The organism is Bradyrhizobium liaoningense (genome assembly GCF_018130955.1).
Lineage (GTDB): Bacteria > Pseudomonadota > Alphaproteobacteria > Rhizobiales > Xanthobacteraceae > Bradyrhizobium > Bradyrhizobium liaoningense_C.
In genome coordinates this window covers 37,294-53,429 of sequence record NZ_JAFCJM010000024.1, presented here as the reverse complement: position 1 = coordinate 53,429, position 16,136 = coordinate 37,294, and the positions used below count along the sequence as shown (strand labels likewise).

Genomic DNA, 16,136 nt, shown 5'->3' with positions numbered 1-16,136 from the left:
TAGCAACTAGCGCGATTTGCCGCGGACATGGGTTCGCATCGGAGTGTGACGGGGGTGCAACAATTTTTGCCCCACAATGGATGACCCGCCCGGGGGGACAACCGGGCGGGTCGGGGGCACGACACGGGGTGGATGAGGCGCCCGTGTCGGACGCGGGATCCACTAAGGAATCGGCCTCAAGAGATAATCAGTAGCAGGTGCGGACGCGGCCCATGTAACGGCCGAAGGCGTCATACTGGGCGACCCAGCCGCAGCGGGTGTAGCCGTAGCCGTAAGGATAAGGGTTGCTGGCGGCGACCGCGGTGCCGACGATGGCGGCGGTGGCGATGCCGGCTCCGACGCCCCAGCCCCAGCCGAGCGGCTTGGCCTGGGCGGTCGAGGTGGTGGTCGCAACGCTGGCGGTGACGGTCAGCGCAGCAAGGGCAGCGGCGGCAATCTTGGTCTTGATCGACATTTTCAAACTCCATCCGGTTGAGGCGGTCCGTTGTGGTCCGCGTGCCAATTGGACGGCGGCTCTTCGAATCCGGTTCGAAGCGCGAAAATTCGGACTGGTGAGCGGGCCGATTCTCGAGGAATTTCAGTTGGATGGAGGCTAGGCGAGGGGCCCGGCGGCGAGCCTGTTCACGTCGAAGTTATCGACCTCGGCGAGCAGCTCGCAAAAGGCGCGCGCGCCCTGGTCGAGGAGCGCTTTGCCCTTCTCCGGCGAGGCCAGCGTCGCGTTGCCGACGGCGCCGCTTGGATGAAGATCCTGCGCCTGCCAGGCGAAGGGCGCGGGCCGCTGCGTCGACAGCCAGCGATACTGCTTTTCCATAGCGACGCTGCTCGACTCGAAATCGGCGATCGCCTCCCTGCGCACCGCGTGCGGATATCGCGCCAGCATGATCGACGTCTCGACCGCGCCGCCATGAATGCCGTGGCGCACCTCGTCCGCAGGGAAAAGCCTGTCCGCGCCTGAGAGACGCGACCACGACGTCGTCACAACGAAGAGCTTGTGATGGGCGCGCAGATCCTGCGCGACCAGCATCATCGCCGCGCTGTTGCCGCCGTGGCTGGTCACGATGACGAGTTTTCGCAGGCCGGCTTGGGCGACGTCTTCGCCGATCGCCGTCCAACTTTTTAGCGCAGTTTCGGTCGGCAGCGTCAGCGTGCCCGGATAGTCGATATGTTCGGTGGAAATCCCGACCGGCTGCACGGGGAGGAACGTCGCCGGGATTGTGTCGGGCAGCAATTCGCCGACGCGCGCGAGATAGGCATCGGCGATCATCACGTCGGTCTCGAGCGGCAGATGGGGGCCGTGCTGCTCGGTCGCCGCCAGCGGCAGCACCGCGATCCACCGTGCCCGCTCGCTCTTGGGCGTGTCGGGCCAGCGAATCTCGGTCCAGTCGCGGGGCGGTCTCATCGAGGTTTCTTTGCGCGAATTTGCACGGTAGTTTGGTGTTCTCTCCAGGGGACGCCGCTCGCAGGGCCGCGTCCCCCAAAATTTCCTAGGTTGTGCCTATCATGGGCCAGAACGATCGACGGAGTCCAATCATGCGCCCCATTCATCTCGGCCGAGCGTTAACGGGGGTAGTCGCTGCGGCTCTCCTCGCGATTCTGCCCGCGCGGGCCGAAACCCTCGACAAGGTCTCCTTCGGCACCAACTGGGTCGCCGAGGCCGAGCATGGCGGCTTCTTCCAGGCGGCGGCCGACGGCACCTACAAGAAATATGGGCTCGACGTCACCATCGTTCCCGGCGGCCCCAACGACAACAACCGGATGCTGCTGATCGCCGGCAAGATCGACTTCTTCATGGCCGCGAACACGCTGATGTCGTTCGACGCGGTTGCCAACAACGTGCCCGTGATCACGGTTGCCGCGATCTTCCAGAAGGATCCGCAGGTGATGCTGACCCATCCGGACGTGAAGCTCGGCAAGATCGACGATCTGAAGCCGCTGACCATGTTCGTCTCCAAAGAGGGCATGACCAGCTACTTTCAGTGGCTGAAGTCCGAATACGGCTTTAACGAGAAGAACGTCCGGCCCTACAATTTCAACCCGCAGCCCTTCATCGCGAACCCCAAGAGCGCGATGCAGGGCTACGTGACCTCGGAACCGTTCGCCGTGGAGAAGGCCGCCGGCTTCAAGCCCAACGTGATCCTGCTCGCCAATTCCGGCTTCAACACCTATTCGACGCTGATCGAGACCCGCAAGGAGATCGTCGACAAGAAGCCGGATCTCGTGCAGCGCTTCGTCGATGCTTCGGTGGTCGGCTGGTACAATTACCTCTATCGCGACAACTCGGCCGGCAACGCCATGATCAAGAAGCTCAATCCGGAAATGACGGATGAGCTGCTGGCCTATTCCGTCGCCAAGATGAAGGAATTCGGCATCGTCGATTCCGGCGATTCGGTGAAGGACGGCATCGGCGCGATGAGCGACGAGCGCTACACCTCCTTCTTCGACAAGATGGTGCGGGCCGGCGTCATCAAGCGCGACCTCGACTACCGCAAATCCTACACGCTGCGCTTCGTCAACAAGGGCGTCGGCGTCGAGCTGCGCCCGGCCAAGTGAACAGCCGATGTCCGATGTCACGGCCTCCTCCGGGGGCGACGGCGGCCTGACGGCGCTCAGCGTGAGCTTGCGCGCCGTGACCAAGGTCTATGACAGCGGCGTCATGGCGCTCGGCCCGTTCGATCTCGCCGTGCGCAAGGGCGAGTTCATCTCGCTGCTCGGACCGTCCGGCTGCGGCAAGTCGACGGCGCTGCGCCTAATCGCAGGGCTCGCCGCGCCCAGTTCCGGCACGGTGCGGGTTGCGCGCCATGAAGGCGTGCCGCAACCCGGCCACGGCATCGGCTTCGTGTTCCAGGAGCCGACCCTGATGCCCTGGACCAGCGTGCGCGAGAATGTGCGGCTGCCACTGAAGCTTGCGGGTGTGGCGAAGCGCGACGCGAATGCGCGGGTCGATGATGCGCTCGCGAGCGTCGGTCTTGCCGATTTCGCCGATGCGTTCCCGCGCGAGCTCTCGGGCGGCATGAAGATGCGGGTGTCACTGGCCCGCGCATTGGTCACCGATCCCGACATTCTCCTGATGGACGAGCCGTTCGCCGCACTCGACGAGATCACGCGCTTTCGCCTCAACAACGATCTGCTCGCGCTGTGGCGCGGCCTGCGCAAGACCGTCATCTTCGTGACCCATTCGGTGTTCGAATCCGTCTATCTGTCGCAGCGCGTCGTGGTGATGACGGCGCGGCCCGGCCGCATCCAGGCCGACATCCGTATCGAGACGGTGGAGCCGCGCGGCGAGGCGTTTCGCACCTCCGCCGCCTATGCCGATTATTGCCGCCGCGTGTCGGCCGCGCCCTCCTATTCCGGTCAGGCGGTGCTATGAGCGCAGAGCCAGCCAATCCGTCCGGCAATGGCACGCTGAAGGCGGTGCGCTTCGTTCTGCCCGTCGTCGTGTTCGCGGCCGGCCTCATCGCCTGGGAACTCGTGGTGCGGGTCAAGGCGATCCCGCCTTACGTGCTGCCGGCGCCCTCGGCCATCATTGTTACGATGATCAACGATTGGGGGGTGCTGTCGCAATCGCTTGCGACCACGCTGCTCACCACGCTCGAAGGGTTCATCGCCGCCGCCGTCGGCGGCATCGCGCTGGCGCTGTTGTTCAACCAGTCGAAATGGGTGGAATATTCGCTGTTCCCCTATGCCGTCATCCTGCAGGTGACGCCGGTCATCGCGATCGCGCCGCTGCTCTTGATCTATCTGGACCAGCAGACCGCGGTCGTGGTCTGCGCCTTCATCGTCGCCTTCTTTCCAGTGCTGTCGAACACCACGCTCGGGTTGAGCTCGGTCGACCGCAATCTCGCCGGCCTGTTCCAGCTCTATGGCGCATCAAGCCCGCAAACCCTGCGTTTTCTTAAATTGCCGTCAGCCCTGCCTTACATCCTGGGCGGCTTGCGCATTGCCGGCGGGTTGTCGCTGATCGGCGCGGTCGTGGCCGAGATCGCGGCCGGAACGGCCGGCGCGGGCTCGGGGCTCGCCTACCGGATCGCGGAGTCAGGCTATCGTCTCAACATACCCCGCATGTTCGCAGCGCTGCTGTTGTTGTCGCTCGCCGGGATTGTCATCTATGGGCTGCTGGCGCTAATTTCCCACCTCGTTTTGCGGCGCTGGCATGAAAGCGCGCTTGGAAAGGATACCTGATGTCTACCGGTCCGATTTCGTCCGAAAAGATCGACCTTCTGATCTATGGGCCGGTGCGGCCGATCCTGGAGAACGGCTTTTCCGATCATTTCGTCGTGCATAAAGCCGAGACCCACGGTGACCTCGAGCGGCTGACGCCGGCGGTCCGCGAAAAGATTCGCGGCGTGGCGGTGACCTATCACACCGTGCGCGCTGACAAGAACTCGCTGTCGCAGCTTCCGAAGCTCGAGATCGTCTCGAATTTCGGCGTCGGCTACGATCACGTCGATACGGCCTATGCGCGCGAGCACAACATCATCGTCACCAATACGCCCGACGTGCTGACCGAAGAGGTCGCCGACGTTGCGATGGGGCTTCTGCTGGCGACCTTGCGCGAGTTCATCAAGGCCGACCGCTACGTCCGCTCCGGCCTGTGGCAGACCCAGAACTATCCCCTGAGCGTCGGCTCGCTGCGCGACCGCAAGGTCGGCATCGTCGGCATGGGCCGCATCGGCCAGGCGATCGCGCGACGGATCGAGGCCTCGCACGTGCCCGTCGTCTATCACTCGCGCAACCCGTCGAAGGACGTCTCCTACAAGCACTATCCCGACCTGATCCAGATGGCGAAGGACGTGGATACGCTTGTTGTCATCGTGCCCGGCGGTGCCGGCACCAACAAGATGATCAATGCCGAGGTGTTTAAGGCGCTCGGCCCACGCGGCGTGCTGATCAACGTCGCGCGCGGCTCCGTGGTCGACGAGCCCGCGCTGGTGCAGGCGCTGAAATCCGGCACCATTCTCGCGGCCGGCCTCGACGTGTTCGCCGCCGAGCCGAACGTGCCGGACGAGCTCAAATCCATGCAGAACGTCATCCTGCTGCCGCATATCGGTTCGGCCTCCGTCGTCACCCGCAATGCGATGGACCAGCTCGTGGTCGACAATCTCAAGACCTGGTTTTCCGGCAAGCCGCCGATCACGCCGGTTCCGGAAACGCCGGTGAAGGGACGCTGATGTCGTTTTTCAGGGTTGCAGCACTGTCCGCCGTGGCGCTTGTCGCCGCGATCGGCCTTGCGCAGGCGCAGGACGCGACGACCCTGAAGAAGGACATGGTCGGGCAGTGGGAGCTCTCCACCACCGAGCGGAGCAAGACCTGCGTCGTCACGCTCAAGGGCGACGCTGCAGGACAGGGCTCGAAACTCGAGCTCGAGCCCGCCTGCAAGACCGCGCTGCCCTTCACCAAGGACATCGCGGCCTGGAGCGTGAAGGGCCTCGACATCGTGCGCCTGCAGGACGCGACCGGCGAGGCCGTGATCGACTTCACCGAGGTCGAGGCCGGCATTTTTGAAGGCCTGCGGCAGGGCGAGGGGGTCTACATTCTGCAAAACCTTGCGGCTGCCCGCTCGATGGCAAAGTCGATGGATCAGATGATCGGCGACTGGGCGATGGTGCGCGGCAATGGCCAGCCGATCTGTTCGCTGGTGCTCACCAATACCGAAGCCGGCCCGGACAATTTCCAGGTCTTCGTCAAGCCGAAATGCGATCCGGCGATTGCGCAGTTCAACCCGACGCAATGGCGGCTGGAGCGCGGCCAGATCATTTTGATGTCGAAGGCGGGCGACACCTGGCAGTTCGAGGCCGACGACAACGCGCAGTGGCGGCGTGTACCTGATACTGCCGACCCCCTGATCATGTTGCGGCAATAGCCGCGACCTATCCGGCGCCAATTTTTTTCACCGTCCATGTCGATCTGGCACCGCCTGGATCGTCAACTCCTTAGCGAGCAGATTTTGGGCCTGACATGGCCGCTTCTCACCCTAATAGGAGTTTTGCATGCGCTTCATGTACATCGTCACCTCCCCAAAACCCCCGGCAGGGCCGTCCCCGGCGCTGGCGGAGGCGATGCAAAGGATTTCCGAGCGGGAGATCAAGGCTGGTCGGATGATCGACAATGGCGGCCTGATGCCGCTTGCGACCGGCGCGCGGGTGCGCATCGCTGACGGCAAGCTCAGCGTCATCGACGGCCCCTTCGTCGAGGCCAAGGAGGTGATCGGCGGCTATGCCATTTTCGAGCTGCGCGACAAGGAGGAAGCCTTGGCCATGGCGAGGGAATTCATGCAGTTGCACCTCGATCACATGCCGGGCTGGGAAGGCACCTGCGAATTGCGGGGGTTCGCCACGTCAGACATGCACCGTGCGTGTCAGCCGCTGACAGCTGCCGACACCTGATGCGTGGCGCAGGCCGGGCTCATCGGCGGCGATGACGGCCGCCGACACCGATCGCGTGATCCGCGCCACGATCCACGCCACCTGGCGCATCGTGCAGCCGCGGTTGATCGCGACGTTGTCGCGGATGCTGCGTGACGTGCCGCTTGCGGAGGAGCTGACCCAGGACGCGCTGGTTGCGGCACTCGAGGCGTGGCCGGTGAGCGGCGTGCCCGAGAACCCCGGCGCCTGGCTGGTGACAACAGCCAGGCGCCGCGCGCTCGATCATCTGCGTCGCGGCAAGATGCTCGCACACAAGCACGACATGCTGGCGCGGGACATGTTGCAGGAGCAGGAAGCCGTGCCGGATTTCGACGCTGCGCTCGACGACGATATCGGCGATGAACTGCTGCGGCTGATTTTTACGGCCTGTCATCCGATCCTGTCTCGGGAAGCGCGCGCGGCGCTGGCCTTGCGCATGATCTGCGGCTTGACCACCGCTGAGATCGCGCGTGCCTATCTCGTGCCGGAAGCGACCATCGCCCAGCGCCTCCTGCGCGCCAAGCGAACGCTGTCCGAATCCGGCCTCGCTTATGAGACCCCGAGCGGCGAGGCGCTGTCCGAGCGTCTCGCCTCGGTGCTGGAGGTTGTCTATCTCATCTTCAACGAGGGCTATCTGGCGGCGCGCGGGGAGGAATGGCTACGGCCTCAACTCTGCGAGGAGGCGCTGCGCATGGGCCGCGTGCTGGTCGGTCTCGCCCCGCAGGAACCGGAGGTCCACGGCCTCATCGCGCTGATGGAGCTGAATGCCTCGCGGATGGGGTCACGAACCGACGCGAAGGGAGATCCCATTCTGCTGATGGACCAGGATCGCTCGCGCTGGGACCAGCTGCAGATCCGTCGCGGCCTGCGCTCGCTGGAGCGGGCCGGCGAGCTCGGCGGCGCCGGAGGATTCTACGCGCTCCAGTCCGCCATCATCGCTTGTCACGCCACCGCGGATAGCGCCGCCGCCACCGACTGGCGGCGCATCGCAGCGCTCTACGCAGAGCTGGCGCGGTTGGTGCGCTCGCCGGTCATCGAGCTCAACCGCGCGGTCGCGGTCGGCATGGCCGAGGGCCCGCAAGCCGGGCTCGATGTTGTGAACGCCATCGCCGACGAGCCGGCGCTGAAGGCGTATCACCATCTGCCGGCGGTTCGCGGCGACTTTTTGGAGAAGCTTGGTCATTACGCGGAGGCGCATGAGGCGTTCGAGGCCGCCGCCCGGCTCGCGACCAATGAGCGTGAGCGCGCGCTGATGAAGCGCCGCGCGACGGCCGTCGTGATAGCCGGCACCGCCGTTGCGGTGCCCGTCAACAAAGGCTGATCATCGCCAGGACGTCCGCGCCTCTCAGGCGGCTGCGTCCTTGGCGTATTGCGCCAGGCCGTGACCCAGCGACCAGTTTTCGGGAAGCGTCTCGACGAGACTGATCAGGACGTCCTCCGCGCGCAGGCCGGGATTGGCGCTGAGCTTTTCGACGATGCGGCGATAGAGCGCCTTCTTCTGCACAAGGCTGCGCGTGTTGCTGACGGTCAACTGGATGATGACGAGGTCGTCGCTGCGCGCCACGCCGAGATAGGTCTTGCTGCAATGGAAATCGGCCGCCTCATGCTCGGTGACCAGCATGAAGAAGTCGTCCGCCGGCACGTCAAAAGTCTCGTGCATTGCCTCGTAGAGGCCGTCGAGAATGGCCTGCCGATAAGCGGCGGGCTTTCCGCGGCGGAGGGAAACACGGGTGAGCGGCATGGGGCGATCTCCTGATCCGGCAACTTCGACGGCCGGGAGGATAGGGCGGCATTGACCATTCGAAAATCATATGAAAGCATATTTCAATGATTTCAGTTTGTCATGAATGGCCATGAAGGCGCTCGATGTCGAATCCGTCCAGGCCTTCGTCCTGGTCGCCGATCTCGCCAGCTTCACCCGCGCCGCCGAGGCGATGGAGTCGACGCAGTCGGCGGTGAGCCTGAAGATCAAGCGGCTCGAGGACGGGCTCGGCCGGCGCCTGTTCGAGCGGACGCCGCGTCGGGTTCGCCTCACCGCCGCAGGCCAGCTCTTCCTCGACCGCGCGCGCACGCTGATCGCAGCCCACGGCAACGCGCTCGATGCCTTTGCGAGCGAACGGCGTCGGCTCGTGGTCGGTATCAGCGACCACGCCGTCGGCGCCGAGCTGCCGCTGCTGCTTCAGCGTGTGAAGCGCGCCGAACCAAGTCTCCTGCTCGAGATGCATGTCGGCAGCTCTCGCGACCTTCTCGCCTCCTTCGATGACGGCGCACTCGATGCCGTCGTGGTGATCGGACATGACGGCGGACGGCGTGGCGGCGAGGTGCTGCTGTCCGAGGCGTTCGGCTGGATGGCCGCGCGCGATTTCGCGCATCGTTCAGGCGATCCGCTGCCGCTCGCCGCGCATTCGGAATCCTGCGCCATGCGCGGCATGGGCGTGGCGGCGCTCGACGCGGCCAAAATCCCCTGGACCGAAGTTTTTGTCGGCGGCGGGGTTGGCACCATCGCCGCTGCGGTCTCCGCCGGGCTTGCGATTGCCGTGCTCGGCCGCCGCGTCGCGCCGCGAGACTCGGTCGATGTCGGGCCCGAGCTCGGCCTGCCGGCGCTGCCGCCGCGCGATCTCGTGCTCTATGCGAGCCTGTCCGATCCCGTGGCCCGGCAGTCGCTGAGGACGATCGCGGCGGCGATTCGTTCGACGGCGGCGTGAGAGCTCGCCCAGGGAACAGGGAACCCAGGCGCCCGTGTCGCCGTTTGCAGTCAGGCTGCTGCAGGCGCAGCAGTCGTACGGTGGCACCTGGAGCGCTGCATGGCAAAGCGCGTGCTTGCGATCGGCATTGAGCCCGGCAGTGTGGATTACAGCGTCTTTCCGCAGCTCACGCCGGAGCTCGTCCGCTCCTATATCGAGGCGCAGTTCCTGCGCCTGCGCGATCTCGGCTATGAGGTGACGAGCTGCCTGATCGATCCGGACGAGACCGCGGAGGCCACGGTCACGGCGGCGCTGCGCGACGAGCGCTTCGACTGCATCGTGATCGGCGCCGGATTGCGCGAGCCGAAGGCGCGCCTGCTCATGTTCGAGAAGGTCATCAATCTCGTCCACCGCCTGGCGCCAAACGCCGCCATCTGTTTCAACACGACGCCGGCCGATACAGCCGAGGCCGTGCAGCGCTGGATCGAGCCGTAAGCGCCGAGCGTGCCGCCTTGTCAACCGTGCGGCAGTTGGCCCATCATGCACGCCGTAGTTGATAGCCGGCATCGCCATGGAGGCATGATGTTCAGACCAGCGGTGCTCCTCGTTCTTGCCCTGCCCCTTTCCGCCTGCGATGTCGTGAGCACGGTCAAGGAGGGCTTCCAGCAGGCCAAGGCCGTGGAGACCGATCTCGAGCAGTCGACCGGCACAAAACCGCAGGTCGGCTTCAACTGGCACAACGGCCGGCTGACCTCGGTGACGGTGCAATTCCCGGGGATCTACGAGGCCAAGCCGCTGGCCGAGCTTTCCGCGATCGTGCGCGAAACCGTGACCAAGGAGTTCAGGCAGTCGCCCGAAGCCATTTTGCTGTCGTTCAGACTCCCGAAGTAAAATGCGAGGGGCGACAGCGGAAGGGCTGGCGCGCCATGCGCCGGTCGTCCCCGCCGAGCCGAGCAATTGTGCTGGCCCGGAATCGCCGCGGAGGCTATGACTGGCCGCATCACAACGGAGGATTCAGGATGCTTCGAGGTCTTGGAATTGCGGCGTGTCTGACGGTTGCGATGGCCATGCCGGTGCATGAAGCTGCCGCGCAGGACGCCATTGGCGGCGCGATCATCGGCGGCGTCGGCGGCGCGATCCTCGGCGGCGCCATGGGTGGCGGCCGCGGTGCTGCGATCGGTGCCGTCGTGGGGGCGGGGACGGGTGCCGCGATCGCCGCCGAAGGTGAGCGCCGTCGCTCCGGCTATTACGCCTATCAGCGTGGTTGCTACATGCAGCGTCCCGACGGCTACTACGTCCAGGTCGACCCGCGCTACTGCTACTGAGCTGGCAAGACTGTCTTGATGCCGGCGCCGCGCGAGCGACGCCGGCATTGTCATGTTGGCCGGCTGGCTCTTATGCAGCGCCGGCCTGGCTTACGGCTTCGCCGAGCTCGGCATTGGTGTAGGCCTTGCCGCCGATGCCCCACAGGCCGTCCACCGCATAGACCATGTTGACAAAGATCCGCTCGCGCGGATGACGGCCCTCGGCCGCCCTGAACACGATCTCGGTGGCGTCGGCGATGAAGCCAGCCTTTTGCGCGGGCGTTCCGAGCGCGAAGGACGGTACCTTCAGCTCGACCACGACGATGTCGTTCGATGCACCGCCGGCAAATGATTTGCCCCTCGGGACGGTGTTGATCTCGCCGATCACATTCGGCGTCAGGAACGAATTGCCCGCGAGATCGTGATGCCTCAGGAACGAGGCTGTCAGCTCGGCGAACATCTGCTGCTGGGCGGTCGCGCTGAGAATGCCATCGGTGACAAGGACGTTGATCGGCATGGTGCTGCTCCCTTCGATGTGAGGCCGCGAACGCCCGACAGGCGATTGGCGGCTTGCGATAAAATTGCGATCGTTATATAACGATCGTGACGGCATTCGCACGACGGGTGTGGTGCTGTCAATGATAAAATCACGATCGTTATTTAATGAGGTCGCGCGGTGCGCTACAAGGCAGGACACAAGGAAGAAGCGCGGGCGCGGATGGTGGCCGCCGCAGGGCGCGGTTTTCGCCGCCTGGGCTTTGGCGGCATCGGCGTCGACGGCCTCGCCAAGGAAGCCGAGGTGACATCAGGGGCGTTCTACGGCCACTTCTCGTCCAAGGGCGAAGCGTTCGAGGCCGCGCTCGTGGCCGGCCTGCAAGAGCTGCGCGTCGGTGTCGAGACCTTGCGCACCGAGCACGGCGTCAAATGGATCGAGGTGTTCGTCGATTTCTATCTCGGACAGAAGCGGGTCTGTGAGCTCGGCTCGAGCTGCGCGCTGCAGAGCCTGACCTCCGAAGTGCAGCGCGCCGATGCCGGGATCAAAATCATCTACGAGGCCGAGATCGAGGGCGTGGTGAACGCGGTCGCCGACGGACTGCCGGGCCGTTCGCGCAAGGACAAGCGCGCGCGCGCCTGGGCGCTGCTCGCGATCCTGTCCGGCGGTGTCACCATGGCGCGCGCGGTCGCCGACAAGGACGTCAGCGCGGCGATTGCATCCGCCTGCCGCGTGGCGGCGCTCAATGCCTGCGTCGAAAGCTGATCGAGGAGGATTTCAGATGCAGCTGTCGAACTATCTCTTCTTCACGACGAATTGCGAACCGGCGCTCGCCTTCTACACCGCGTGCGGTCTCGGCAAGGTCACGCACATGATGCGTCACGGCGAAGCCGGCATGCCGCTGCGGAATCCCGCGATGCGCGGCAAGATCATGCACGCCAAATTCGAAGGCCCCGGCATCTGCTTCTACGCATCCGACAATGACGACGCCGAGCCGATGCGCGGCTCGGCGCACATCCTCATGATGGATGACGAGCAGGCGACGACGGAGCTGTTCAACAAGCTCGCCGACGGCGGCACGATCACCACGCCGCTCGGCATCCAGCCCTGGGGCGACTACTACGGCAAGCTCACCGACCGTTTTGGCGTGCAGTGGATGCTCGATTGCCCGATCAGCTCCGCTTCAGCGGCCCGTCCGGCATGATCTGCAACAACCGACGCCATACGGATGGTCATGCGGGAAATGCGAGCTATCGCCTTGATCCCGTTCGCATTTTCGAGCTGTGCCCCCCGTGCAGGCGGCGCGGAACGGGGCGGTAGCGGCGCGCATTGGCAAACATGCCGCAGCCTCATTTCCGTTCCGCAGCGAACTTGTTTCCGGTTTGAGTGACCAAGATACAATGGTTCAAACCCGAGCGGGACTTGATATGAAGTTTGTTGCCTTGGCCTTTACGTGCCTCCTGTTCCTCGCAATGCCCGCCCATGCAAATGACGCGGACACCCTGAAGGCGATGGTGGCGTTAGCTAACAAGGGAGATGCCGAGGCGCAGTACCATGTGGGCATGATGTACAATAATGGCATCGGCACAGAACAGGATCCCAGGCAGGCATTTGAGTGGTTTCAAAAATCGACTGCGGCCGGCGACCCGCTCGGAGCCTATAAGCTTGGTTGTTACTATGACGGGCAAGGCGCGGGCATTGTCGCATTGGATCAAGGTCAAGCCCTGAAATACAAACTTGTGTCCGCCCAAGCCGGCTATGCGCTGGCCCAGCACGATGTCGCCAATCTGTATGACAAGCACGGAAATTCAGAAGAGGCGCTGAAATGGTGGAAGATGGCGGGCGATCAGGGATATCCCAACGCCCTCTTTAGTCTGTCCCGTGTGTATTCCGCTGGAAAAGGCGTGCCAAAAGATCGGTCCTTGTCGTACGCGTATTTCAAACTCTCGAGAATCGCTCCCAAGAAGAATGTGGACGAGTTTGGTGCAATGCTGTCCAAGCCGGAGCTCGAGAATGCAGAAAAGCTGGTTTCCGAATGGAAGCCACAGCCGACTGCTTTGACACTCAAGGCCAAGAGCGGTTTCGCCGCAGCGGAAGAACACCTGAAAACCAGCAAGAACTAGGTGTTCTGACCTGACCTAGATCAACTGCACTAAGCGCGCCGTTATTCTGCCTTTGGCGGGCCGTTCCGAGCGGACGCGACTTGCTCCGTCTCCTGTGGTCCCGGCGTGGAAGCTTGGTCGAGTGCAGACAATCGATTCAAGGCCTCGCGTAACACGATGGCCGCATGATCTCGATCACTGGCGGACATCGCGTCGAGATTGAGGTCGAGTCTCAGGTTGGGGCGTTCCTCGTGCATGAACAGGCGCTCGGTGCCGAGGTTCTCATAGGCGTCGACGACCTGGTAGGTCGCGACCGGGTAGGCGATGCCCTTGACAGAAATGTGCCCGTGCTCCTCACAGTGGATCCGGTCGCGAACATTCGCATAGGTTTCGAAGGATATGAGGATCTCGCCCGGCGTGGCGGCAGCCTCAAGCCGAGAGGCGAGGTTCACGCCGCCGCCGATGATGGTGTAGTCCATCCGGTCCTCGCTGCCGAAGTTCCCGACGGTGCAGTACCCCGTGTTGATTCCGATCCGGCACTGGAGGGGTTTCTCGATGCCCGACGCCCGCCACACCTCCTGCAGCTCAAGCATTCTCTTCCGCATGGCGATGGCCATCTCGACGCAGGTGAGGGCGTCCTCCTTGACGCCGCGTGTCTCCGGATCACCGAAGAAGATGACGATGGCGTCGCCGACGTATTTGTCGATAGTCGCTCCATAGGAAAGGGCGATCTGCGACATCTCCGTCAGATAGTGGTTCAGCAGCCGGGTCAGGTCCTCTGACTCCAGACGATCCGTCGTCTCGGTGAAGCCCGCGATGTCCGAAAAGAAGACGGTCAGCTCTTTCCGGCGACTCGCGATTTTGACTTCCTGCTTTCCGCTGAAGATAGACTCGTATACCTGGGGCGAAAGGTATTTCGCGAGCTGGTTTGAGAGCTGCTCTAGCGCCCGAGATTTGTCTGCCAACTGAGTCTCGCGCTGTTTCAACTCCGTGACGTCCGAGTATACGGCCACCGTGCTACCGTCGTCGGTCTTGCGCTCGCTGACCAGGATCCAGCGGCCGTCGCCTCGCTGCTGGACCTTCGGTCCACTCGGTTCCCGGTGAAGCGCCATGCGTTCGCGAACCCACTCATCGACCCGGCCGTCGGCGTCCCTGATGTAGCCGCGCTCAGCAGCGCGTCGAATGATGCTTTCGAACGTCATCCCGGGCGATATCTCGACGGAGCCGTCGCCTGGGTAGAGGAGCGTTCGATACTTGTTGTTGCTAATGACAAGGCGATCCTCGCCATCGTAGAGCGAGAAGGCCTCGGAGATGCTCTCGATCGCGACCGACAACCGCCGGCGTCCTTCCCGAATCTCCCTTAGGTTCGATCGCTGCACCTCGATAGCCGTGTCCCGGAAGACGCCCAGCGCCTCTGCCATTCGGCCGATCTCGTCGCTGCGGTCGCGACCCGGCACGTCGATCGACGTGTCACCCGCGGCGAGGCCACTCATCGCCGCTGTAATGTTCTCTATGGGTCTTACGATTCGGGGCACCACATACAGCACCGCAATCACGACTGCGCCCAATACGCTCAGAGCAGTGATGAGGAGAAGCAGGAGCCGGCCATCGCGGATGGCCTGGGCGGTGCGGAGCGCCGCGGCATCGCTGCTGTTCTGGGCAGTCAGGACGAGTTCCGCCACCTCCTTGCCGAGACGCAGGACGAGCGCGTTGCTGGTCTGCAACGACGCCTGCGCAACCGCAATCTGGCGCAACTCCTCGCGTCGCAAGTTGAAGATATTTTCCGTAGAAGTGCCAAACGCGATCAGCTTTTCCGTGAGGCCCTTGAGTGTATCGCCGTAAGCCGCGGCCGGAAGCCGTGCGAGCAGCTTCTCCGCGCGGCTCGCGGCCGCGACGAAGCGCTCCTGGAGCGGCTTGAGTGAAGTGGGATCAGGGACGCCGGCGGCCGCATTCAGGAGGCCCGCCGCCAGGTTGCCCTCGGCGCGCAGCGTCAGCAGCACCTGCAAGGTGTTCGCCCCACCCTCGACCAAGCCGGTGATCGCCTTCGTGCTCTTGGCCGTCACCTCCTCGCTGGTGGTGACGAGGTCGAAGCCGGCGTCGTCCACCATCGGCGTAAGCGTCTCGAACAATTTGCGGTACGCCAACTCCACCGCCGCCGTCATGTCTTCACGCTTGACCTGAAGCGAGTGCCGCGTCTCGACAGGGGCACGGAGCTCCTGCGACCGGACCTGGAAAACGTTGTCCACGCCGCGGCCGAGCGCAATCAACGACTTGCTCACCTCATGCAGCCGCTTGTTCTCGTTCGACTGAGGCAACGCCATGAGACTCTTCTCGATCGCGGCTGCTGCAGCCGAGAACCGCTCGCGGATGGGCTGAATCAGGGCCGGATCGTCGACGTGCGCCGCTTCGCGCAACAGGCTCGCCGCCAGATTGCCATCGGCGCGCAGCGTCAGCAGCGCCTGTAAGGCATTCACCCCGCCCTCGATCAGGCCTATGATCGCCTCCTTGCTCTTGGCCGTCACCTCCTCGCTGGTGGTGACGAGGTTGAAGCCGGCGTCGTCCACCAAAGGCTCCAAGGCGTTCTGGAACCTGGTCTCAACGACGGCAAGATCCGCGACCGCGGCCTGCCTTTGCGCGCTCAGTCGCAGGCGCTGCGCGACAGCGCCGTCCAGCGCCTTTAGCTCGGTTGCGATCTTGCCTTCGATCTCGGTCAGATTGGCGAATGTTGCCTTGGCCATGCCCGTGACCCTCAGACTCTCGGTCACGGCGGAGATTTCATTCAATCTACGAACGAGCTTCTCCTGTTCCTTGGACCGCTCCTCTTCGCTGCGGCTCGCAATGAGCGCTGGAGCCGTCGCCGCGATCTCCGCGCTCTTTTCGGCCAGCCGGAGCGAGGCCGCCATGCCGACGACGCTCTCAGCGGTGATCCGCGTCACCGATCTGTCAATGTCGGTGAATGCGTACCACGCGACCACGGCGGCGCCGACGGTCAACATGGCCATCCCGCCGAATGCCAGGAACAGTTTGGCCTTGATGCCTAGGGCCGCCTTGCCGTCATGCTTGCGACCCGCGACGACTGACTTCGAAGTGTCGACTTCGACGGAGGTCGGTCCAAGATACTCTCGATTCGCTTGATCCATGACGGCATGCCA

19 protein-coding genes are annotated in these 16,136 nt (G+C 64.0%); 14 read left to right on the top strand and 5 right to left on the bottom strand.

Annotated elements, in window-relative coordinates; all coding sequences use genetic code 11:
• Positions 1–187: 187 nt before the first annotated feature.
• A complete protein-coding gene (locus tag JQ632_RS20635; RefSeq protein ID WP_212404411.1) occupies positions 188–454 on the bottom strand; it encodes a hypothetical protein in 267 nt (88 codons plus the stop codon).
• A 138-nt stretch (positions 455–592) separates the two neighbouring features.
• Positions 593–1,399 (bottom strand): creatininase family protein, encoded by an 807-nt coding sequence (locus tag JQ632_RS20630; protein WP_212404410.1) that lies wholly within the window; start codon positions 1,397–1,399, stop codon positions 593–595.
• 131 nt (positions 1,400–1,530) lie between these two features.
• On the opposite strand from JQ632_RS20630, the gene JQ632_RS20625 reads away from it, so the two are divergent.
• The 7 genes from JQ632_RS20625 (at position 1,531) to JQ632_RS20595 (ending at position 7,722) form a co-directional block, all read left to right on the top strand.
• On the top strand, positions 1,531–2,550 hold the full coding sequence (locus JQ632_RS20625) for an ABC transporter substrate-binding protein (RefSeq protein ID WP_212404409.1): 1,020 nt from the start codon (positions 1,531–1,533) through the stop codon (positions 2,548–2,550).
• Positions 2,551–2,557: 7 nt separating this feature from the next.
• The gene (locus JQ632_RS20620; RefSeq protein ID WP_212404408.1) at positions 2,558–3,367 is read left to right on the top strand and encodes an ABC transporter ATP-binding protein; all 810 of its coding nucleotides are present in this window, start codon (positions 2,558–2,560) and stop codon (positions 3,365–3,367) included.
• Positions 3,364–4,179, top strand: a complete 816-nt coding sequence (locus tag JQ632_RS20615) for an ABC transporter permease (protein WP_212404407.1) — start codon at positions 3,364–3,366, stop codon at positions 4,177–4,179. Before JQ632_RS20620 ends, JQ632_RS20615 begins: the two co-directional genes overlap by 4 nt.
• The gene (locus tag JQ632_RS20610) at positions 4,179–5,168 is read left to right on the top strand and encodes a 2-hydroxyacid dehydrogenase (RefSeq protein ID WP_212404406.1); all 990 of its coding nucleotides are present in this window, start codon (positions 4,179–4,181) and stop codon (positions 5,166–5,168) included. The genes JQ632_RS20615 and JQ632_RS20610 overlap by 1 nt, the downstream gene beginning before the upstream one ends.
• The gene (locus JQ632_RS20605; protein ID WP_212404405.1) at positions 5,168–5,860 is read left to right on the top strand and encodes an AprI/Inh family metalloprotease inhibitor; all 693 of its coding nucleotides are present in this window, start codon (positions 5,168–5,170) and stop codon (positions 5,858–5,860) included. The genes JQ632_RS20610 and JQ632_RS20605 overlap by 1 nt, the downstream gene beginning before the upstream one ends.
• 127 nt (positions 5,861–5,987) lie before the next feature.
• Positions 5,988–6,383: a YciI family protein gene (locus tag JQ632_RS20600; RefSeq protein WP_212404404.1), complete on the top strand. Its 396-nt coding sequence runs from the start codon at positions 5,988–5,990 to the stop codon at positions 6,381–6,383.
• Between the two features lie 31 nt (positions 6,384–6,414).
• Positions 6,415–7,722 (top strand): RNA polymerase sigma factor, encoded by a 1,308-nt coding sequence (locus tag JQ632_RS20595; protein ID WP_212404403.1) that lies wholly within the window; start codon positions 6,415–6,417, stop codon positions 7,720–7,722.
• A 24-nt stretch (positions 7,723–7,746) separates the two neighbouring features.
• Here the strand turns inward: JQ632_RS20595 and JQ632_RS20590 are convergent, their stop codons facing one another.
• Positions 7,747–8,142 carry a tautomerase family protein gene (locus tag JQ632_RS20590; protein WP_212404402.1) on the bottom strand — a complete coding sequence of 132 codons (396 nt, stop codon included), beginning with the start codon at positions 8,140–8,142 and terminating at the stop codon, positions 7,747–7,749.
• 112 nt (positions 8,143–8,254) lie between these two features.
• Here JQ632_RS20590 and JQ632_RS20585 point away from each other — a divergent pair, with 112 nt between their 5' ends.
• The 4 genes from JQ632_RS20585 to JQ632_RS20570 all read left to right on the top strand — a co-directional run bounded on the left by JQ632_RS20585 (position 8,255) and on the right by JQ632_RS20570 (position 10,410).
• Positions 8,255–9,106: a LysR family transcriptional regulator gene (locus tag JQ632_RS20585; protein ID WP_249152324.1), complete on the top strand. Its 852-nt coding sequence runs from the start codon at positions 8,255–8,257 to the stop codon at positions 9,104–9,106.
• A gap of 99 nt (positions 9,107–9,205) precedes the next feature.
• A complete protein-coding gene (locus JQ632_RS20580) occupies positions 9,206–9,580 on the top strand; it encodes a hypothetical protein (RefSeq protein WP_212404400.1) in 375 nt (124 codons plus the stop codon).
• An 87-nt stretch (positions 9,581–9,667) separates the two neighbouring features.
• Positions 9,668–9,976: a hypothetical protein gene (locus JQ632_RS20575; RefSeq protein ID WP_212404399.1), complete on the top strand. Its 309-nt coding sequence runs from the start codon at positions 9,668–9,670 to the stop codon at positions 9,974–9,976.
• A 128-nt stretch (positions 9,977–10,104) separates the two neighbouring features.
• Positions 10,105–10,410: a hypothetical protein gene (locus JQ632_RS20570; protein WP_212404398.1), complete on the top strand. Its 306-nt coding sequence runs from the start codon at positions 10,105–10,107 to the stop codon at positions 10,408–10,410.
• 70 nt (positions 10,411–10,480) lie between these two features.
• Here JQ632_RS20570 and JQ632_RS20565 read toward each other — a convergent pair whose 3' ends face one another.
• Positions 10,481–10,906 carry a Tautomerase enzyme gene (locus JQ632_RS20565; RefSeq protein WP_212404397.1) on the bottom strand — a complete coding sequence of 142 codons (426 nt, stop codon included), beginning with the start codon at positions 10,904–10,906 and terminating at the stop codon, positions 10,481–10,483.
• A gap of 159 nt (positions 10,907–11,065) precedes the next feature.
• Here JQ632_RS20565 and JQ632_RS20560 point away from each other — a divergent pair, with 159 nt between their 5' ends.
• The 3 genes from JQ632_RS20560 (at position 11,066) to JQ632_RS20550 (ending at position 13,005) form a co-directional block, all read left to right on the top strand.
• Entirely contained in the window at positions 11,066–11,647 is a 582-nt protein-coding gene (locus tag JQ632_RS20560) for a TetR/AcrR family transcriptional regulator (RefSeq protein WP_212404396.1), read from the top strand.
• A 16-nt stretch (positions 11,648–11,663) separates the two neighbouring features.
• Positions 11,664–12,086, top strand: coding sequence for a VOC family protein (locus tag JQ632_RS20555; RefSeq protein ID WP_212404395.1), 423 nt, complete (start codon positions 11,664–11,666; stop codon positions 12,084–12,086).
• Positions 12,087–12,174: 88 nt separating this feature from the next.
• Positions 12,175–13,005, top strand: coding sequence for a tetratricopeptide repeat protein (locus tag JQ632_RS20550; protein WP_212404394.1), 831 nt, complete (start codon positions 12,175–12,177; stop codon positions 13,003–13,005).
• A 41-nt stretch (positions 13,006–13,046) separates the two neighbouring features.
• Here the strand turns inward: JQ632_RS20550 and JQ632_RS20545 are convergent, their stop codons facing one another.
• Positions 13,047–16,124, bottom strand: coding sequence for an adenylate/guanylate cyclase domain-containing protein (locus JQ632_RS20545; protein ID WP_249152322.1), 3,078 nt, complete (start codon positions 16,122–16,124; stop codon positions 13,047–13,049).
• Between the last annotated feature and the right edge of the window lie 12 nt (positions 16,125–16,136).